This is a genomic window from Oribacterium sp. HCP3S3_B9, from assembly GCF_052064255.1.
In the GTDB taxonomy this organism is placed as follows: domain Bacteria; phylum Bacillota; class Clostridia; order Lachnospirales; family Lachnospiraceae; genus Oribacterium.
On record NZ_JBQHVY010000004.1, the window covers coordinates 94,695 to 115,151 of the forward strand.

At 47.3% G+C, this 20,457-nt stretch carries 20 protein-coding genes, 1 tRNA gene and 2 pseudogenes; 2 read left to right on the forward strand and 21 right to left on the reverse strand.

The genetic code is table 11. The features are described 5' to 3' along the window. Positions 1–3: 3 nt before the first annotated feature. From ACTNC3_RS04060 to ACTNC3_RS04120, 13 genes and pseudogenes are all read right to left on the reverse strand, one after another. Complete coding sequence (locus ACTNC3_RS04060; RefSeq protein WP_441226546.1) at positions 4–3,375, reverse strand: DEAD/DEAH box helicase family protein; 3,372 nt, start codon at positions 3,373–3,375, stop codon at positions 4–6. A gap of 25 nt (positions 3,376–3,400) precedes the next feature. Continuing rightward, positions 3,401–4,942 carry a type I restriction-modification system subunit M gene (locus tag ACTNC3_RS04065; RefSeq protein ID WP_441226547.1) on the reverse strand — a complete coding sequence of 514 codons (1,542 nt, stop codon included), beginning with the start codon at positions 4,940–4,942 and terminating at the stop codon, positions 3,401–3,403. A gap of 172 nt (positions 4,943–5,114) precedes the next feature. After that, the gene (gene xerA, locus ACTNC3_RS04070; RefSeq protein ID WP_441226548.1) at positions 5,115–6,083 is read right to left on the reverse strand and encodes a site-specific tyrosine recombinase/integron integrase; all 969 of its coding nucleotides are present in this window, start codon (positions 6,081–6,083) and stop codon (positions 5,115–5,117) included. Positions 6,084–6,171: 88 nt separating this feature from the next. Then, positions 6,172–6,270: a hypothetical protein gene (locus ACTNC3_RS04075; protein ID WP_441226578.1), complete on the reverse strand. Its 99-nt coding sequence runs from the start codon at positions 6,268–6,270 to the stop codon at positions 6,172–6,174. Positions 6,271–6,287: 17 nt separating this feature from the next. Then, a pseudogene (locus ACTNC3_RS04080) lies at positions 6,288–6,557 on the reverse strand (virulence RhuM family protein); the annotation flags it as partial. A gap of 128 nt (positions 6,558–6,685) precedes the next feature. Next, a complete protein-coding gene (locus ACTNC3_RS04085; RefSeq protein WP_441226549.1) occupies positions 6,686–7,867 on the reverse strand; it encodes a restriction endonuclease subunit S in 1,182 nt (393 codons plus the stop codon). 182 nt (positions 7,868–8,049) lie between these two features. After that, positions 8,050–8,533: pseudogene (locus ACTNC3_RS04090) on the reverse strand (NADAR family protein). A 98-nt stretch (positions 8,534–8,631) separates the two neighbouring features. Then, a complete protein-coding gene (locus ACTNC3_RS04095) occupies positions 8,632–8,967 on the reverse strand; it encodes a hypothetical protein (protein WP_441226550.1) in 336 nt (111 codons plus the stop codon). Between the two features lie 274 nt (positions 8,968–9,241). Further along, on the reverse strand, positions 9,242–9,514 hold the full coding sequence (locus ACTNC3_RS04100; RefSeq protein ID WP_441226551.1) for a hypothetical protein: 273 nt from the start codon (positions 9,512–9,514) through the stop codon (positions 9,242–9,244). Further along, a complete protein-coding gene (locus tag ACTNC3_RS04105) occupies positions 9,501–9,896 on the reverse strand; it encodes a hypothetical protein (protein WP_441226552.1) in 396 nt (131 codons plus the stop codon). The genes ACTNC3_RS04100 and ACTNC3_RS04105 overlap by 14 nt, the downstream gene beginning before the upstream one ends. Before the next feature lies 1 nt (position 9,897). Then, complete coding sequence (locus tag ACTNC3_RS04110; RefSeq protein WP_441226553.1) at positions 9,898–10,419, reverse strand: DUF4417 domain-containing protein; 522 nt, start codon at positions 10,417–10,419, stop codon at positions 9,898–9,900. A gap of 17 nt (positions 10,420–10,436) precedes the next feature. Then, positions 10,437–10,910, reverse strand: coding sequence for an ImmA/IrrE family metallo-endopeptidase (locus tag ACTNC3_RS04115; protein WP_441226554.1), 474 nt, complete (start codon positions 10,908–10,910; stop codon positions 10,437–10,439). A gap of 3 nt (positions 10,911–10,913) precedes the next feature. Next, positions 10,914–11,225, reverse strand: a complete 312-nt coding sequence (locus tag ACTNC3_RS04120; RefSeq protein ID WP_441226555.1) for a helix-turn-helix domain-containing protein — start codon at positions 11,223–11,225, stop codon at positions 10,914–10,916. A gap of 286 nt (positions 11,226–11,511) precedes the next feature. Here ACTNC3_RS04120 and ACTNC3_RS04125 point away from each other — a divergent pair, with 286 nt between their 5' ends. Both ACTNC3_RS04125 and ACTNC3_RS04130 read left to right on the forward strand, forming a co-directional pair. Further along, positions 11,512–11,757: a BrnA antitoxin family protein gene (locus ACTNC3_RS04125; RefSeq protein ID WP_441226556.1), complete on the forward strand. Its 246-nt coding sequence runs from the start codon at positions 11,512–11,514 to the stop codon at positions 11,755–11,757. Positions 11,758–12,164: 407 nt separating this feature from the next. Further along, positions 12,165–13,715, forward strand: a complete 1,551-nt coding sequence (locus ACTNC3_RS04130) for a glycosyltransferase (protein ID WP_441226557.1) — start codon at positions 12,165–12,167, stop codon at positions 13,713–13,715. Positions 13,716–13,863: 148 nt separating this feature from the next. Here ACTNC3_RS04130 and ACTNC3_RS04135 read toward each other — a convergent pair. The 8 genes from ACTNC3_RS04135 to ACTNC3_RS04170 form a co-directional block, all read right to left on the reverse strand. Next, a tRNA-Ala gene (locus ACTNC3_RS04135) sits at positions 13,864–13,936 on the reverse strand. Positions 13,937–14,219: 283 nt separating this feature from the next. After that, a complete protein-coding gene (locus ACTNC3_RS04140) occupies positions 14,220–14,582 on the reverse strand; it encodes a hypothetical protein (RefSeq protein ID WP_441226558.1) in 363 nt (120 codons plus the stop codon). 41 nt (positions 14,583–14,623) lie between these two features. Next, positions 14,624–15,394: a GntR family transcriptional regulator gene (locus ACTNC3_RS04145; RefSeq protein WP_410043083.1), complete on the reverse strand. Its 771-nt coding sequence runs from the start codon at positions 15,392–15,394 to the stop codon at positions 14,624–14,626. 15 nt (positions 15,395–15,409) lie between these two features. Then, entirely contained in the window at positions 15,410–16,216 is an 807-nt protein-coding gene (locus ACTNC3_RS04150; RefSeq protein WP_410043084.1) for a histidinol-phosphatase HisJ family protein, read from the reverse strand. 141 nt (positions 16,217–16,357) lie between these two features. Continuing rightward, the gene (locus ACTNC3_RS04155; RefSeq protein WP_410043085.1) at positions 16,358–17,170 is read right to left on the reverse strand and encodes a PfkB family carbohydrate kinase; all 813 of its coding nucleotides are present in this window, start codon (positions 17,168–17,170) and stop codon (positions 16,358–16,360) included. Between the two features lie 80 nt (positions 17,171–17,250). After that, positions 17,251–18,096 carry a carbohydrate ABC transporter permease gene (locus tag ACTNC3_RS04160; protein WP_441226559.1) on the reverse strand — a complete coding sequence of 282 codons (846 nt, stop codon included), beginning with the start codon at positions 18,094–18,096 and terminating at the stop codon, positions 17,251–17,253. Continuing rightward, positions 18,089–18,979, reverse strand: a complete 891-nt coding sequence (locus ACTNC3_RS04165; RefSeq protein ID WP_410043087.1) for a carbohydrate ABC transporter permease — start codon at positions 18,977–18,979, stop codon at positions 18,089–18,091. The genes ACTNC3_RS04160 and ACTNC3_RS04165 overlap by 8 nt, the downstream gene beginning before the upstream one ends. Positions 18,980–19,079: 100 nt before the next feature. After that, positions 19,080–20,396 carry an ABC transporter substrate-binding protein gene (locus tag ACTNC3_RS04170; protein ID WP_441226560.1) on the reverse strand — a complete coding sequence of 439 codons (1,317 nt, stop codon included), beginning with the start codon at positions 20,394–20,396 and terminating at the stop codon, positions 19,080–19,082. Positions 20,397–20,457 lie beyond the last annotated feature (61 nt).

The window sequence follows — 20,457 nt, forward strand, 5'->3', positions numbered from 1 at the left end:
CTCTTACGCCTCGATCTTCACCGCGTTTTCCTTCACTTCCTGGATCTTCTGCAGGATTTCTGTTCTCCTCTTCGGGTCAAACAGCTTGATGAAGCTCACCGGCTTATCAAACGGCGGTTTCATGAGGTCCGTGTTCTCCATGTAGCCGTTGTTTTCGATATAGCTGATGATTTTATTCACGAATGCAATCTGCTTCTGATTCAGGGCCTGGTCATTGATGAACTCAGAGAACACCGCCATCGCCGCGTCGTGATCGAGCTTCGCGATCTTCCGGATCAGCAGACCGAACGGCGTATCGCCATACGCCTTCTGGTAGTCCTCTCTGTTGCCCAGCTCCTCCGTCAGTATGCGTTCCAGCTCCTCATAATCGCCGCTCGTCAGTGGGATATTATGCGTCAGCTTATGGATCGACATCGCGTTTCCGTGGTCGTTGATATATCGATTCACCTTCTTCTTGTAATCGACGAAATCATACGCCGGGTCCAGCTGCTCCCCTTCTTTTCGGTCAATGATGCTGTCCGCAAGTGTCGTGTAAATCGGCTTTGCACTTCTGCCCCCGGTCAGGAACTGAATCAGATCCCGGAGCTCCTGACGCGCATGTTCGATTTCAAGCACATCGTTCACGAGCCAGAAATCATCCGATCGTACCTTCTTGATAACCGGCAGCTTCGCATTGATCTGCGGGATACTGATCTTCTTCGCCAGCATCTCACAGATATTTATCAGCTGATCCTTCAGATGCGGGAACAGCGCCGTCCCATCCATGTCCTGCAGGATCAGGTTATACATGAAGTTATCGAAGCGTTTCGCCGACTCATCCTTATCTTCGATATGCACGAGCGGTGCGATTTCCCGGATCAGCTCCGTCTGCATCTCATCCGAGATAAACTGATACACCTCCAGGTTCTTATAGTTTTCCACATATTTGAGATGCGTATGCACAGACACCAGATCGGTATTCAACGCACTCACGAGCCGCTGGCAGTCGGTCACCAGCTGCTGCCGCCACGCCTGAAATCGCGGCTCTGCATACGCTTCTGTCTGCATATGCTGTGCCAGCGCGATCTTCTTTATGAAGATCAGTTCCGACAGTGAGCTCGTTTCGGAGCCGGCATAGCCCTCCTTATGTGTCTCGAAGAACTCGAAATTTCCACAGTAATCAAAGATCAGAAAACGTCGCTTTCCTTCGTACTCTCCGTCGATCTGATCCGTGCACATAAGATGCGGGCAGAGGCGTGTACCACGTCCGATCATCTGCCAGAATTTCGTTTTTGATTTCACCTGCTTAAAGAACACCAGGTTCAATGCTTCTGGTACGTCGATACCAGTATCCATCATATCGACCGACACCGCGATCTGCGGATCCTTCTCCGGATTTCGGAAATCATCGATAATCGTCTGTGCGTAGGCATCGTCACAGATGACACGCTGAATAAACGTCCCCTTATAGTGCGGATAGAGCTTATTAAAGCGCTCGAGTATAAACTCCGCGTGACGTTTGTTCTGTGCAAATATGATGGTTTTTCCGATCTTCTCTCCACCCTCTATCTTGATGCCCCGTTCCATCAGATCCTGTAAAACCATATCTACGGTTGTGGAGTTAAAGATAAACTTATTCAGCGCACCAGACGGAATAAAATCCGGCACATCCATATCATCCTCTGTAAACGCATCCTCCAGTCGCTCCTGATCCTTTTTCGACAGCTGGCTGTAGGTGATGCCGTTTTCGAGGAATTCGGTTTTCACCTTATAGTTGTAGTAAGGCACCAGCACATGATCTGTATACACCGCTGTTTCGTAATCATAGGCATAGGTCGGAACCTCGTTCTCCATCTCGAAGAAGTCATAGGTATTTCGGTCGACGTTCATCTTCGGTGTCGCCGTCAAGCCCACTAAAATCGCATCGAAATAGTCGAAAATCGCACGGTATTTTTTAAAGATACTGCGGTGCGACTCGTCGATGATGATCATATCGAAGTGCGCCGGTGTAAACAGCCGATCTCCGTCCTTTCGCCGGCTGTCATCGATAGCATTAAGCATCGTCGGATAGGTCGAGAACACGATGCGCGCATTCTTGTCATCCTTGTTGGAGCAGAGATTGCAGAGCGTCATGTTCGGCAGGTACTCCTTAAAGGAATCCTTCGCCTGCTTGACGAGTGCGGTACGATCTGCGAGGAAGAGAACATTGGTCACATACCCACCACGGCTGAAGACATCGACCAGTGACGCCGCCGTTCTGGTCTTTCCGGTACCGGTCGCCATCACCAGAAGATTCTTGCGGAAGCCCTGCTTCACATGATCGCAGACCGCACGAATCGCTTCCTTCTGGTAGTAGCGGTTCGTAATCTTATCATCGATGGTGATGTCATCCAGCTCCTGATGATCCGAGCGGCGATTGATCAGTCGCTGCAGATCATCCTTGCCGAAGATGCCGTACACCTTCCGCTGCGGACCACTCTGATCATCCCATACGTAGGTGTCAAAGCCATTGGTCGTGAACATGATCGGTCGGCGACCGTACTTCCGCTCCAGACAGTCTGCATAGAGGGCACACTGCTTTCGGCCAATGTTGGCGTCTTTACTCGTGCGCTTCGCCTCCACAACCGCCAGCGGCAGCTGATCCTTGCCCATCAGAACATAATCACAGAATCCACTCTGTCCGATTTGTCCCATCATATCATCTACCGGAAACTCCTGTATGACATCCTGATCGATGCCGGTCAGCTTCCATCCCATCAGCTTCAGATCGAGGTCGATGTACTTCTTACGCGTACGGAACTCAGAGATATCCTCCGCCTTGAAGCTCCGCTCCTTCTCGTGCTGCTCTTTTTCACGCGTATACTGCTCGGACATCTCCGCGATCTTTTTACGGAGTTTCTCGATTTCCGAGTCCTTTTCGTTCAGAAGACTCTCCTGCTCTTTGATCTTTTTCGTATCGATGATGACCTTCTCTGCCGGGATCTTCGCCTCATCGAAGCTGCGCTCCTCATAGTGCTCGCCATAGCAGTAGTCGATCCACTCGATGAACTCGAAGAGCCCATGAAGTGAGGTCACGGCATCACCCGCCGAGACACTCTTTTCGGTATGGACCGCTAGATTACCCAGCTTGATCACATATGGAAGCTTGCCCCAGGTGTTGGAATCCATCGCGAAGCGAAAGGTCGGCTCATGAATCAGCGACTGCAGATTGTCCTTATAAGGCATCACCATGGAAAAGTCCGCAGAATATACCCACTTGACCGCCAGCTCCAGTGCCTTTCGTGCACCGATAGCACACATCGCCGGAGAGGTGGCAAACACCTTCTCCGCTTCGATCGCCGCCGGTGCGAAGAGTGCGTACTCCTGTTTATCCTTGAGAAATTCAAAATTGGACATCTTCCATTCCTCCGCTACAAACCGCTTACTTATCCTGCTTTAATAACTCCTTCAGTGCGCCGAGCTCCTGCTGGATCTCTGCCTCCAGGGCATCGATCTTACCGAGGATGACCTCCGTCGGCTCATACTCGACCGCCTGGTACTCGACCTTCTTATATTTGTTGATGGATAAATCATATCCGTTCTCCACGATCTCACTCTTCGGCACGAAGAAGCTCTGCTCTGTACGCTCGCGCTCCTTCTCGCCCTCCAGATGATGGAAACGTGCGAGGATATCTGGAATATCGTTCTCCTTGATTTCCGAGCGCTTATCGTCGAGACTGAAGCCATCCGCCTTCATATCGTAGAACCAGACATCCTCGGTTCCGCCGGCGCCCGTCTTCGTGAAGACGAGAATCGCCGTCGATACACCCGCATACGGCTTAAACACACCGGACGGCATCGATATCACTGCCCGCAGCTGATGATTCTCCACGATTTCCTTCCGAATCTGCAGGTGGGCCTTACTCGAGCCGAACAGTACACCATCCGGTACGATGCAGGCACACTGACCGCCCTTCCGGAGCATACGGAGGAAGAGCGCCAGGAACAGCAGCTCCGTCTTCTTCGTATTCGTCACCGCCTTCAGATTGTCATTGATGCTTTCGGTGTCCACGGTCCCTTTGAATGGCGGATTCGCCAGGATGATCGAATACTTCCCACTGATCTCATTCTGCTTCGAAACACTATCCTTATAATCGATTTCCGGATTACTGATACTGTGCTGCATCAGGTTCATCGCCGAGATACGAAGCATCGTACGGTCCGTATCGAATCCGGTGAAAGCGGTACTCTCGTACTTCTTCCACTGCTCCTCGGTCATCGTGCTCTCATAGTGTTCACGGATGCTCTCGGCAGCTGCCACCAGAAATCCGGCTGTACCACACGCCGGATCGCAGATTTCATCATCCGGTGTCGGCTGTATCAGCTCTACCATCATTTTGATGATGTGCCGAGGCGTTCTGAACTGACCATTTCTTCCCGCCGTTGACAGCTTACCCAGCATGTACTCATAGAGGTCACCCTGCATATCCATATCGGTGATATCATGCTCGTAAAGATCATCGAGGCCGGTGATCACCTTCTGAAGCACCTGCGGCGTCGGAATCAGGAACATCGCATCTTCCATATATCTGGCAAATGCCGTCTTGTCCCCATTTTCATCATCGCCTTCGATGACCGGCTGCATCTCACCCGTCGCATCGAAGTCCGGAAGATGGCCGTTTTTCATCTTCTTGATGGCCGGAAAAACCCGCTGCGACATCGTCTCATAAATCGTGCTGGCATCCTTATCCTTGAACTTACTCCAGCGCATGGACTGCCCAACTGCCGACGCCGGGAAAATATGCTCCATCTGACTGCCCGTCATATTCTCAAACGCCTCGGTTTCCAGCTCCTTCTCGTCCAGAGACCTGATGAACATAAGATACGTCAGCTGCTCGATCACGGTAAGCGGATTCGTCACTCCGCCCGCAGCCATATCATCCCAGATCTTATCTACTTTATTTTTAATCGCTCCTGTAACCATCTCGATCTCCTTCTTTTCCTCTAATTATAATCGAATCTATCAAATCGCCAAAATGATATTTGTCGGCCTGGTTTTAGCTATAAATCTGGCTTGTCGTGCCTCTAGCAATTACAAGTTGAGGGATGGTGAATCATCAACAGTAAAAGTCTATTTCTCCGAAGTGCTCCCCTTTCTACGCGATGTATTTACGATGCGATTCCTTTACGTTACTCTGATTTACGATTGCGTATTGCATGGTCGTATCAATCTGCGAATGCCCTAGAAGCTTCTGCACCTGCTCCACCAGCATTCCCTTGTCGATGGCTCTGGTGGCCATCGTTCTTCGGAACTTATGCGGGTGAATCCGCTCCACCTTTGCCTTCTTTCCGAGGTTTCGGAGTCGTATCTCCACGCCGCTGATTTTCAATCGAACATGCGGCGCATCCAGTGTCACCAGCAGTGCCTCATTATTATCTGAGCGCATCGCCAGATACTCCTGCAGATGAATCTTTGCCTTCGCATCGAAATAAACCTTTCGTTCCTTATCACCTTTACCGAGAACGATACACTCCCGGTCATTAAAATTGATATCCTTTCGATTCAGACGCACCAACTCGCCGACTCGAATTCCCGTCGAATACAGAAGATCGATGATGGCCAGGTCTCTTGCATGCTGACAGCAGCCCCTGAGCTTTTCGATATCCTCATCCGAAATGATGGTCTTCACGATTTTCGTTGCCTTGATTTTATGGATACGCCGCATCGGACTTTTCAAAATATAGTCTTCCTCCTCCAGCCAGGAGAAGAAGCTCGATATGTTTCGTCGAATGTTGTCGACGGTCGTCTTGCTGCAGTCATTTATGCCCTGATAATCCACCAGATACTGTCGTATCTCTTCGGTAGATATCTTCTGAACTTTTGTTTCAATCGCACGAAGAAAATGCTTGATTGTCACCTGGTAATACTGGACCGTCCTTTCGGAGCAGCCCTCAATCTTTTTCGCATTCAGGAACATCTGGAGATACTCTTCATTTGACGTGGTCTGCTGAACAGCTTCATTGGCAGCCAGCTCCTTTAACAGCACTTCCTGCAATTTCCGAAGCTGTGATGCATTCAGCACTTCCGCCATCGCGTTGATGATAACAACAATCTTCTCTTCCATGGATTTATCTCCTTCATAAAGGAGGTAAATCACCGACCAATCTACCTCAACTCCACTGATACCTGTATTTGCAAATAAATATCCTCGGTCAGTCCTGCATAGTCATAACCCGTTCTGCCTGCCGTTCTGCAAAATCCAGATAGCCAGACACAAGCTGTCCCATCGCCCGAAGTTCTTTCTCATTCAGGTAGTTCTTGACATCTAATTATAGTAATCCACCTGATAGGTCTTACCGTCAGCGGCAGTTGTTGCAAAATTTGCAACAACTGCTTCTCGCTTCAATTCGCCCTCAGCGAAAATATTCTTGATATGTCTGGAAATGGTAGATTTGTCTCTCTGAAACAGCTCCGCCATCTGGTCAATGGAAAGCCAAACGGTATCTCCATCGAAGGTCGTTTCGATCTTTGTCAAGCCATCCTCTGTGGTATAAATCATCATTTCAGAAATGTTCTGCTCATTCTCCCAGCGTTCCATGGTCACTCCACCTCGTTTTCTGCCAATTTCAGCATGTACTTATCAAAGTCAGACATATATTCGCATCCTCCTTCATAAAGGAGGTAAATCACCGACCAATCTGTCCCAACTCCACTGATACCCGTATTTTATCCAAAATATTTCTGCATTAACGAATCGAATAACACCTGCGTTTCATCTAGAGACTTCTGTACTGCAGCTTTTGATTTGTCGACATGAGCAACAAACTCTACAAACTCTTTTTGAAGGTCCATTGGTGGGAGCATAAGCCGGAGCTTGTTGTATTTTCCAACATTGAAGTGCTGTTGCGCTGCACCTCCGGTTCCCTCTTCAATCTGTCTCTTGCCATGAGGCATGTTGGTGTATGTACAAAGATAATACGGGTTAATTCGTTCTGTATTTGGCCTTGCGATGATAATATCTATAGCATTGCAGCCCTCATACTGTTTCGGCACCACACATGCTGTCCCCGGAGCTCCAGACCGGACTATCAATAGGTCATTTTCTTTCAGTTGTGATTTTGCATTCTTAACATTTCCTTCACGGGAGAAGTACACCCAGTCACCATCTTTGATTGTCATTGGTCCAATGTTAAGCGACCGAAAAGCCTTTACCCCATGCTCTGCATTTGTATAATACTGAGCTGGTTTGATGACTACTCCAACAGATACATTTGCAACCTCTTCAACATTAACCACAGGCCAGTTATACGGGTTCGTTTCATCTCCGAACATCTCGACAAATCGGGCCTTAACGAGTTCGTCAAATTTAATTAGCTCTTCCTCTCTCATCTTAATTATTGAATACAATTTATCCAGATGAGCACTTATCTCAATTTGCCTTTCAAAAGAATTATCTTGTACTTCATATCTTGAAACATAATCATCTATTTTTAAGTTATGAAGACCCGTCGTCTTATTTTCAAATGGTCTTGTTCCACCTCTTCGATAATTACCATATAGAGAATAAAACACATATTTAGGGAACCAAAGATTTGGTTCCTTCACTCTTAATAGTCCGGTAAAATTGTTAAACAGATATGTATTTTCCAGCCCATCAAAATATATCACTCTTCCAACGGGCTGCTTATCGCTTCCACCGGATTTTTCAATGATAATATCCCCTAAACGAAGATACTTCTCTTCAATATTTTTCTTAGCGATTGTCCTTGTGACAACATTGTGGTAGTCGACTACGCCCTCGTTTGTAAAGTTTGTAGTTCTGAGTACCGGTATTCCATCTCCAGTTTTATCATCAGTCCCCCACTCTCCAGATAATGCTTTTCCAGTTATCTCTATAAGTTTAGCCATCTATTCATCCCCTACAAATATCAATTTTACCATCCAGCATCTCTCCAAAATAATAGACGTATTTTTATATAGTGTTGATTAAATACCTATAAGTGCTCATATTCTGCGCATTTTGATCTGCATTTATTCATATCTATACATCGTCAAATACGTATTTATATTGGTATCTGGATTTTCGCCCTTCACACCCGTTCTCTTGCGATCATGAGTGCGTATCCCAGCAGGTTCGTTCCGCGCCACTTTTTCACGTCGAGCCGGTCCGGGTCCTTCATCGATAAGCCGATGCCCCAGATGCGGTCCTTGACGGCGCACTCTGCGAGGATGGAATCGCCGGTGGATTTGAGCTGGACCTTCAGGTCTTCGTTCTGCTCGAACTTCGCGAGGAGGCCTTCGTATACGAGGATCTGGCGCATGCCGTTCCATCTGCTTTCATCATAGTTTGAAACCTGGCGGCCCAGTTCCTTGATGCGGCCGACGTCATCGGTTTTTCAGGATTTCTGCGGCGACCTTCTCGTCCCGGAAGCAGCGCGCCTTCTGGTACATCATGTACTGCTCCATAGAAGAGAACCGGATGCCGTCCTTTTCGAAATCCGACCGATACCAGTTACTCAAATATCCGTATTCCTCATCCGGGTTGTGAAAGCCGATGATCTGCTGTGTATTCATAATCCGTTCCTCCTGTCTATCTGACGCAGATGCTCTTCTGCACTATGATCATATCGCGGTTCTGCGACAAAATTTTTTACATTCCGCAAGCTATCTGATTATACTTCCTGATAGTACCGGATGGTTTTCCCGTGCTCTTCGGCGTACTGGATTTCCGAGCGGGTGCTGTCGCCGATGTAGCCGCCGACGTTGATGACGTAGATTTCGTCGGCCATGTCGATTTTCCGTTTGTGCATGTCGTCGAGCATTTCCTTCGTTTTCGAGAGGGTGCCCTCGTCCATGCCGTCCCAGACTTCCTGGTCCCCGGCGTGGCCGAAGAGGCCGACGCTGATGACAATATTGCCTTCGAGCGTCAGCCGCTTCTGGGCCTCCATGAACTGCTCTTTGAAGCGGGTGCTGCCGCAGAGCGTAATAACTTTATATTTTCCTACCATGCTTTATCCTCCTGTTTCCTGCGACCACCTTCCTGGTCAGAGTGAAAAATGGAATTCTGTGAAGTCGCAATTTGTGACTTCACTGCTTCAACTGTATGCGCCTTCAAATCTATCTTTAATCAAACATCTTTGAGGTTCCAGACTGGAACCTCAAAAGAAAAATAATCTGAGGGCATAATTTGTGACCTCAAATTATTTTTCTGCCACGACAGGCTTAATACTCGCTATAGAGGTAAATATGAAGTCGATTATCCATATTATCACAGATTACTATTTAAGCATCTACCCATTCCATATCCTGCTCGGCATCCCAGAAAGATTTTCCGTTCCAGATTCTGGCTTCTAAAAACGCTTCAACCGGATACTGCGTTGCACTCCCCTTCCAAATGTACTTTTCTCCATTGTCTGCCATTTCGTATAAGCACAAATCAAGTCTGCCGTCGTTCATCCACCCTTCCAGGAAGTATTTTTTCCCTTCATATAGGAACCAAAGTTCATCTCCGTAGTAAATATGATCAACAAACTCACGAACATTACCATTTTTCAATTTCAGGCACCCCCTTAAAGAATCGCTTATATTTTTGGTATTCCTGTTTTGTAATTCGATGCGCCGGGCGTACCAGAAAATTATTTTGCTGTGGATACTCATGTACATGAAGAATACTTTCGGTACGATTTCCATTATTCAAATTCGGCTCAGGATGATATGCAATCTCCGTTGTTAAATAATGATACTCATTATAAAATCGCATTTCATGGAATGTTCCATCTGGCTTAAGCTTGATATAAGCCACACTTGAATGCGCTTCTTCAGGCAAACCATGTTTACCCGAAATACCCTCTAATACTTTAACTCCATCAATCGTTCCGATGGTTTTATAGCTATAAGGAACTTTATTTCCAGCCGCAAAAGATCCACGTCCACCCATATCAACGCACCACCTTCCGTGAAGTACTATAGTCTACGGTGACAATATTTCCCTTCATCTCTGGAAACGGCGTTCCAAAGCAGATAATGGTTTCGGGATGAATCCTTTCTAACATAGCATAATATCCACACATGAAGTTAAGGCGATCATGCTTACAGCCGATCATCCCAATAGCAACGATAGCGTTTTTCTCCACACCATCAAAGCAGAAATCATAACTACTTGGTGTGCTCCAGCTGATTGTCGGCACAACTATTAAACCTTTGCTCTGCCAATAAGCTCCGCACCATCTGTTTTTTGCAACGCTTTCCATCTGGCGCCACAAGTTCATGTCCGCATACGTTGAAAAATCTGGCGTAAGAAGAAATGAGTATTGAGCGTATTTTGCCAAAGTTTTTTCTGGATTGTTATAGATTCCATTGAATCGGTAATCGTCTACAAAAAAATGAACTCCTTTCTGCGTATTCACAGATGAATCGTTTGATTTCGTATCAGAACACGCTATCAGCGCCAGATTATCCACATCGAGTGCCTGCTTTTTCACCAATGGAAGTAAGCATAACATGCAGCTTCATAACTTATTTCAAATATCTGTGCTATGCTTTCCGGATCATCCAGTTTGAGCTTATGAATAAGAACGGGTGGCGCAAGTGCATATTTGGCAAAAAATTTCACTTCTTTTTCTGCCAACTCACTATCCTCCGTGTGGTCAAGAACAATGTGACCGAGCTCGTGCATAATGGTATGATTTACACGCCCATAATCTTTCTCGTCGTTATAGAATATGTACCACTGACCGTTATCCATTTCTACCGAAAAGCCATCCTCGCTTTTTTTAATAAGAAGCCAACGCTTACTTGGAGCGATGGCTGAGTAAGGAATAACTTTAATCCCCATCTTATGTGCGATTTCAAAACCGTTAATTGGCACGCAAGATACTCCGTATTTTACAAACATTCTTACGACGATACGCTTGATTTCTTCGTATCTTTGATTCGATATTTTGATTGGCAATCCTTACGCCTCCCCGAACAGTGCTTCAATCAGAGCTTTCTTTTCCTGATCCGTCATAGAAGAAGCATTTCTTGCGATCATACGGCGAACATGATGATAATTGAACTCATCATTCTCAATTCCCAGGAGATAATCTGATGTTGTGTGCAATGCAGTTGCCATATTAGCAATCACATCAGGTTTAGGTTCTCTCGTTCCGGAAATATAACGTGACATAGCAGTTTCCGTGATACCGATTCGTTCTGCCAGTTCCTTTTGCTGAAGTCCCTGTTTCTGCAACATTTCATATATTCGTTCTCCCAACTCCTTGCCCATAATCTTCCCTCCTTTTGCCAAGCTTCATTACTCAGCCTAATATAATTCTATTTCTGACTTGCCAAATCGTCAAGCGCAAATTTTGAAAACTTTTTGCACAGTCAAAACCATGGTCTGCGGAGATGCAGATTCGCCCATATACTTCGCAATAATGCATTTTGGTTTCAAAAAAGCGATCCGTTTCTGGTTGACGTATAATTACACTATAATTATAGGAGGGCTTTCGTATTATTTCGTCCAGAAAGGCTACGACAACTGAAAGAGCAGGCTATGAAAGGAGTAGGGAATGACGAACGAAAGAGATGAGTTTTTAGAGAAAGAGTTTGATTTTAGTAAGGCGGCAAAAAATCCGTATGCAAAATCGCTTAAGAAGCAGGTAACCATTAATCTGGATGAGAAAGTCGTGGCCTATTTCAAGGATCAGTCGGCTGCCATCGGCATCCCATATCAGACACTGATCAATCTGTATCTGTGCGATTGTATAAAGAATCATCGCCAGCCAGAAGTGGTTTGGAAAAAGAGCGTATCTTAAATGATCGATGAAGTCACAATTTGTGATTTCACCGATCATTTTTCTGTTTAACACGTTCATCTGTTTTTTAGCGCCAGGACTTTGTTAGAAATACGACATCTGAGTTAAGCGGTTTTTCTTGTGCTCTGCCACTTTCATGAGCGAATAAATGATACTTCATTACACTTTCATGAGGGAATCCGTGCTTCCGCGCGGCGCGAGGAGGCGAAAGAAGGTGGAGGGTGCGGAGTGAGTAGATCGAGGGCGGAGGCATTGGCATAAGAAAGGTGGCGGGCGCGGATGAGTGAGCGCGACGTAAGGAGGTGGAGGACGGAGGCATGAGCCTAGGGAAAGTGAGCAGAAATATACGAGTGTCAGCGGGAGGGTTTTATGGTACAACTAGAAGTAGTTTTTTGATGGAGGTGCCTATGGAGCCGAAGGTCAGTATCATCGTGCCGGTGTATAACACGGAGAAGAGTCTCGCGCGCTGTGTGGACAGTATTCTGAATCAGGAGTTTCGGGATTTCGAGCTGATCCTCATGGATGATGGAAGTAAGGATCGGTCCGGGGAGATCTGCGACGGGTATGCGCGGGCGGATGCGCGCGTGGTGGTCGTGCATAAGGAGAATTCGGGGGTGTCGGATACGCGAAACCAGGCGATCGCGCGGGCGCGGGGGACGTTTCTGCAGTTTGTGGACAGTGATGACTGGCTGACAGCGGATGCGACGAAGCTGATGGTGCGGGCAGCCGAGGAGACGGGCTGCGATCTGGTGATCGCGGACTTCTATCGTGTCGTCGGAAAGATGGTGTCGCGGAAAGGAGACATTGACACTGACCAGGTGATCGGGCGCGAGGCGTTCGTGGGCTTCATGATGGAGAACCCGGCGGACTACTACTATGGGGTGCTGTGGAATAAGCTGTACCGGCGCTCGCTCGTGGAGGCGCACGGGATCCGGATGGATGCGAAGCTCAGCTGGTGCGAGGATTTTCTGTTTAATCTCGAGTATGTGCGCTATGCGACGACGTTCTATGCGCTGCGGACGCCGGTCTACTATTATGTGAAGACGAAGGGCTCACTGGTGAATCAGAAGATCAGCTTCGCGCGGACGGTGGAGATGAAGCTCGCGATGTTCGAGTGCTACAACGACTTCTTCAAGCATGTGCTGGATGAGGAGGCGTATGAGCGGAAGCGGCTGCAGGTCTATCATTTTCTGGTGGATGCGGCGAAGGATGGTTTCGTGTTCCCGGCGACGATTCCGGGGACGCAGAAGCTCGGTGAGGAGCGGAGCCAGGCGCTGCAGGAGGTGATTTCGGAGGATGGGATCATCGTGGAGAAGTACCGGGACCGGAAGCTGCTCGAGCGCTATCTCGAGTCGGTGGCGCTGAAGTATGATATGACGATGGCGGAACTGTCGCTGCTGCTGTATCGGAAGGACGCGGGAAAGGCGCTCGCTCGAGGGGCTGAAGCGCAGATGCCGGCGCGGGAAGATGCCGTGGAGGCGACTGATCGAAAGGATGCCGGAAAGGCGCTGAGCCGGAAGGATGACTGGAAGGCGGCTGACGGGAAGGATGCGGGAAAGGCGCTGAGCCGGAAGGATCTCGCTGAGCTGATGCATATGAGCCGCGGGGAGCTGCGCGCCGCGCTGCAGAAGCTGGTCACACGCGGGATGCTCGAAGTGGTCGACGTACCGAGAAAACGACGTGACGCGGCGGAAATAGCCGAGGCGACTGGTCTTTTCGGAAAGCGGGGCGAGGCACAGGATGCAGACGCGGACGGAATGACGAAGAAAAAACGCGCGCCGCGGAAGATCCGTCTCGAGCTGCTGCCGGCGGCGGATGCTGTGCTTCAGGATATCGCGGTCGCGGAGCGCGACTACGAGCAGGCGAAGTTCCGGGGATTTACAGAGGACGAGCTCCGGCAGTATACAGCGCTCGAGCGGCGCGTGCAGGAGAACGAAAAGCAGATACTGCAGAAGTGATGTGAAGTGAAGCGACTGGCGCAGAGGTGAAGGGCTCTCCTTTATGGAGGGTCCTTTTCAGATGGGCGGGCGCAGAGTGATGATGCGGAGGGGGAAACCTTGGCATAAAAAAGGATCGTATCCGATGCTTCGAATACGATCCACTCTATGGAGACAACGGGATTCGAACCCGCGACCTTTGCGTTGCGAACGCAACGCTCTCCCAACTGAGCTATGTCCCCGCTACAGCTGTATATTATAGCGCAGAAAAAGCTGAAACGGAACTGATTTTTTCAGATTTTGCACGTCCAGTCAAACCGCCCCGTTTCGCAAGGGGGTCTGACCACCCTTGCGACCGGCTTAAGACGTTACGAGGATGCCTACCTGAATCCGAGAGGGGTCTGACCCCCTTTCGACCGGCTTAAGAATTCTGCAAGTTTTTCTTCATAGGGTCAGAGCCCGTTAAAACGCGGCAGATGACCTTCACGACTTCGTCCATGTCGATCGGCTTCGCGAGGTGGCCGTTCATGCCGGCGGCGTGGGCGGCGGCGATGTTTCGGTGCCGGATGCCGGCGCTGCGGTCGCAGCGCTCGTCTGCTCTGCATAGACCGGCGGCGCGCCCGCGCTCAGCGTGAGCAACAGCGACATACAGAGCAGCAGTGTAAAAAATGTTCGCGTATGATATTTTAGAGTACTGCGCTTATATAAAAAACAGTTTTTCATAATGAAATTACGAATTCCAGACCTCATCACGTCCCCCATCGGCGCAGCCGTATAGCTCTCTGTCCCTGCACCGGACATACTTATGTACATTTTAACATGTTTTATAGTGAATATATACTTCGCATTTCCCTGGGGCTTAGCCCGAAGTTTTCGCACCAGTAACAAAAAGCAGCCTCCTAAACGGAGGCCACTTTAAATCGGTGAATCTATACTTTCCATCTTAAGCCACTATGCTTGATTTCATTTCCGGCATCATTGGACATCACATAGTATGTATCTGCTCCATTCAGTAACGATATGGAGATATACTGCGCATTGTCACGTGTATCAAAGGTCAGTTTAAAAAGATCAAAGACAGGATCACCCAGCTGGCAGTTCAGCAGCCGGCTCATCTCTTCATTTGCTTTCCGAACCTTTAATACCCGATAATACTTTTTGGGCTTCACGCCATAGTCCTTCTCCAGTATCTCAATTAGCGAAAAATCCTCTGTTAATTTTTCGAAAATTCCAGGGAAACGTTTAAGCGGAATATAACTGTTGTCAATCATAATCGGCTTTTTATCCGCATACATGACCCGCTGTAAAAAGATTACATCATCGTCCGGATCGATTTCCAAATCACCGGCATACTCCTTTTTAACCTTGATAATCTCTTTTTTTATAACTTCCGATCTTGCGCTTTTTCCATTTCGTCGAATTGACTCGTGAAAGCCTAAGGTTTCCTGATCCAGTCTGGCCGCGTTGTTTTCTTCGCCTATCACAAACGTTCCCTTCCCCTGTCGTTTGATCAGTACATTTTCATCGCACAGCTCTTTGATCGCTCTACGCACTGTGATTCGACTGACACGGTACTGCTCTTCCAGCTCCGGCTCGCTCGGCATACGATCTCCCGGTGCATATTTTTTTCTTTCAATGTCTCTCCTGATTGAAATTTTCATTTGTTCGTATAACGGAATTGACGTATTCTGATCCAGCATCGGCTATTCTCTCCCTTAGTTTATTTTCTCTTGTAATAGTCTTCTTTCCTTGAACCTGCTAATATAAGGAAATCCCAAGCTCTGTAGTATCTTCTCCGCCTCCTGGATTCCTGCACCAACATCCTGTCTGCGATGTGCATCCGACCCAAGCGTTATGATGGTTCCGCCCTCGTCCTTGTACCACTTTATAAGAGTATTCGATGGAAACTGTTCATGTACAGCCTGTCGAAGTCCTGATGTATTGATTTCAATCCCTTTATTTCTGCGTACTAAAATCCGGAACAGTTCCCTGACCGCCTCTTCGTCATCCTCTAAGCGAATGCTGATTCCCTGTCCGGCAGCATAGCGCTTGATCAGATCCACATGACCGAGACAGTCGAAGTCTCCCGTTTCAGCAATTTTCAGTAGTCCTTCCAGATATCGCCCTTTTAAGCTATCACAACTTACATTATGGTAATCGTATCCTTTCAAATCCAAATTGTCAATTTTATGAAAGGACGCAATCACAAAATCAAACGGATAGGTAGCTGTAATGAAGTCTGCGGCTTTCTGCTGCAGATGAATCTGTCCTAATTCGGTTCCAAAACCCACATAGAGACGGTCTTTATACTTTTCTCTGCATTCCATGACCGAATCCAGACATTGATCCAGATATGCAGGATCAAACGCCGCACGCCCATAATCATCGGTGAATAACTCATAATGATCCGTGACCATGATTTCCGTAAGCCCGGCATCCACTGCACCTTGACAGATTTCATCCAGTGGCTCACTGCTATCCGGAGAATTTTTACAGTGTACATGATAATCCATATGAAGCATAGTATATCTCCTCTACCTTTTTACATAATCACGAAAGAAAGTCATGGATTTATCATCTATCAGCATGCTTTCCATACATCAAAATGGACTGTTGTCATGTCAACACCAGTCCATTCTTCTTACAGTTCATTATTGCAAAACTCACATCGGATGTGGATGTCCGAAACCGCCACGAATCGTACAGGTAAGCGCAGAACGCTCTGCCGCATAATCGAGTGCCTCTTCCATCGTTTTTCCATCACCATGTGCTGTTAAGAAACCGGCGATGAAGCTATCTCCTGCACCCATGGTATCGATGGCTTCTACTTTTTTGATTCCCTGATGATATACCTTCTCTCCATCATAGAACATCGAGCCCTTCGATCCTCTGGTAATGCCTACAATTTTCGTTCCGAATGTATGCACATGCTTTAAAAGCGCTTCGCACTCTTCTTCCGTCATGTCCGAACCGGAGAAAAACGCATAGCTTACATATGGGCAGGTTCTCTTCAGATACTCCTCATCCTTTTTATCTGAGAAATCGAAGGAAACTGCGCAGAGTTCCGCCAGTGCCGGAAGCTCATACTCTAAGTTCGAGTAGCAGCTGGTATGGCAGATATCATACTCCTTGATGATTTCCTCATCTTCCTTCACGATTTTAATCGAGAATAGATGCTGACAGCTGTCACGAACGCCTGCTGCAAACACACGGTCTCCATCCTTCAGGTACACTCTCGGCTGAGCCGAATGTGCATATACCTTTCTGGATCGGTCATACGTAACACCCTCTTCTGTCAGGCACTGCTTAATATAATCTGCACGCTCGTCATCACCGAAAACGCCGATGTAATTTACTTTTTCCGCTCCGTTTTTCTTACAGTTTACAGCTACGTTCACTGCATTGCCGCCTGGAAAATACACACCCTCATCCATATAGCAATCCGTTACATTGTCGCCGATTGCGATTAATTTCATATCTTCTCAAACCTCCATATTCATGTCCGGCACTCTGTCCCATTACTTATCACACTAACCTGTCGATTATCTGCTTGAAATCAGCCCTTTACAGATCCTGCCATCATGCCTCGAACGAAGTTCTTCTGCATCGCGATAAACAGAATCATGATTGGGAGGCAGGCGATCACCATACCAGCCAGAACAACGCCCCATTCTGTCATGAGTCCGTCACTGAAGGCCATCAGACCTACCGGAATGGTTCTGAGTTTTGAACTGTCTACAAAAATCGTCGCAAAAACGAATTCATTCCATGCATAGTACGTCGTCATGATGACCACAGTTGACATGATCGGCTTCGAAAGCGGCAGATAAATCTCTTTATAAATCTGGAACAGTGTTGCTCCGTCCAGGATGGCTGCCTCTTCCATTTCTTTTGAAATACCGATAAAGAACGAGCGGATCAGCATGATGGAAACCGGAAGACGGAACGCAATGTATGGTAAAATCATCGCACCCAGGGTGTTCTTCAGCTTTAACGCCTTCAGCAGCATAAACAGCGGAAGCAGACATACCTGTGGGGAAAGAAGGAGTCCGCACAGACAGAATAAAAATACAAAATTTCCAAGCTTTCCCTTAATCTGACATACGCCGAATGCTGCAAAAGAAGAAACAAATACTACGCCTGCCAGAGTCGCGATCGTAACGATCAAGCTGTTTGCAAAATACTGGGAAATACCCTTATTCCACGCCGTTACGTAATTTTCCCAGAGCCATTTTTTCGGAAGTCCCCATACATCTCCATAGATTCCCTGATAGTCCTTAAAGGAAGACATCAGAATCCAGCACAGAGGATAAATAATCAGGATTGCTAAAATACAGAGCACAACAAAACATAGTACTTCGCCTACTCCGATTTTGTTTCTATTTTGCTGTATTTTACTCATCGCCATTCTCCTTATCCGTTCCATAACTAAAGAACTGTACGGAAGATAATACGGCTGTAATCACGAAGATCAGCATCGCAATCGCGGATGCATACCCCATATTCTGCTTGATGAATCCCGTCTGATACATGTGCAGAGACAGAACCATCGTTGCGGTACCAGGACCACCACCCGTTAAAATATACGGCTCGTTAAAGACGGTAAATGCACCCACGACGGTTAAAATCATGGTTACAAAGAACATCTGCTTTACCTGCGGAACGGTGATATAGAAAAACCGTTCGATTTTACTTGCGCCATCAACCTCAGCAGCCTGATATAAATCATGCGGAATCTTCTGAATCGCCACGATAAACAGCATGGTCGTATATCCGGTACTCTGCCACTGCGATACCGCAATGACTGCATACATCGCTGTTTTTTTGCTTCCCAACCAGACTTTCGCGAGATTATCTAGTCCAATCGCCTGTAAAAAGCTGTTCAGCAATCCCATTTGAGGATTATAAACAAATTTAAATAGCAGACACACAACGGTCATCGAAATAACCGTCGGGATAAAATATACACTTCTGAAAAACGGGGCAACTCGCTGGAATACGACGTCCTCCAGCACTGCCGCCAGAACGAGGCCGAATCCTACCTGTATGATAATGGAAATTAATGCATAAAGAATATTATTTTTCAGACAGGCAAGGATAGTCTTGTCGGTAAAAAGCTGCTGATAATTTGCCAGTCCTACCCATTCCTTGGTTACCGAAGAAAGTGTAAATGACTGGAAGCTGTAGATAATATTTTTAATCAGTGGGAAATACACAAAGATACCGAGTATCACGAGTGCTGGTATTGCAAAAATAAATGCTTCTAAATTTTTCTTCTTCGTCAAAATCATCCATCCCATCTTTTCATCACGCCCGAAGCAGGTGATTCCCTGCCTCGAACGGATTCATATTTACTATTTTACGACCATCGGGCCGCGTGTTTCTTTAATGTAAGGATGCTGCAGCCTGCTGTACTTCCTGCATACCGCTCTCCGGTGTTTCATCACCTGTCGCAATCGCCTGTGCTACCTGCTGGTATACGGTATATACGCCAGGATCGCATGCATTATCAAACCATGGGGTGAGCTTGCTTGCGTTCTTGATGATATCCATCGCCTCTAACTGTGACGGCAGTGCATTCGTCTCATCTACTGCACCTGCAACAGAGGAAAGATCACCGCACTGTGTTGTCAGAGCCTCTCCGCCCTTCTTGCTTACCAGCCACTTTAAGAACTTCTGGCACTCTTCCGGATTCTTCGCCTTATTGCTGATCATGAAGCCTTCCGGTGCACCGGTCAGCTCCTTCGGATCGCCCTTGCCATCCTCAAATGCAGGGAAATTAAAGAATCCATACTCGAAATCATCCGGAAGGGACTTCTCAAGCATCGGAATCTCTGCAAACTGCATATACATGATCGGCGCCTCACCGGTTGCAAAATAGGTGTTTCTGGCGGTCTCATGATTAATCGCGGTGCTGGTCTCTCCCATATAGGATGTTAACTGCTGCCATTTCTTCAGCACTTCAGTGTAACCAGGATCTGTAAACTCTCCGGTTGCAGGATCATAATCCTTCGCCAGCGTCTCCGGATCGATCATTCTCTGGTTCATCGTGCCTAAATAATGCAGGGACTCGAAGCCATCAGACAGACCCGCGATGATCGGAGTCTCATAACCTGCTGCCTTTAGCTGATCCAGTACAGCGATGAACTCATTCCAGGTTGTCGGAATACTGATATTATTCTCTTCAAAAACCTTCTTGTTGTAATAGAATACCTTACCATCCTGTGACCATGGTACTCCGTAGATCTGTCCATCAAATGTGAATTTTTCAACACTCGCCGGTGCGATCTGCGAAGACCAATCCTTATCGGACTCATACATATCGTTTAATGAGGCAACATTGCCGGAAGCGATCATCTCCTGTGCAAATGTTCCTGACCAGGAAGAGAAAATATCCGGCACTTCATCTGTACTTACAATCATACGGATTTTTTCTTTATACTGATCATTCAGAATGCAATCCATGTTAATGGTTACATTCGGGTTCTCATCCATATATTCCTGAACCAGCTCCTTAAACATCGAGTTCTTCGGATCATTCGGCCAGCGGTGGAAGAAATTGATCACAACCTTTCCGTCATCCGTTGCCGCTGCGCCGTTGGCTGCCGTCGTTGTATCCGTTCCGGAACTGCTACCGCAAGCTGCTAAGGAAAGTCCCATTACTGCTGCCATAAGTGCAGCAAAAGCACGCTTCATTTTCATATGTCGCTTTCTCCTTATCTGTATTTATGACAGAACGACGGAAATCCTGACTCATCTTCCT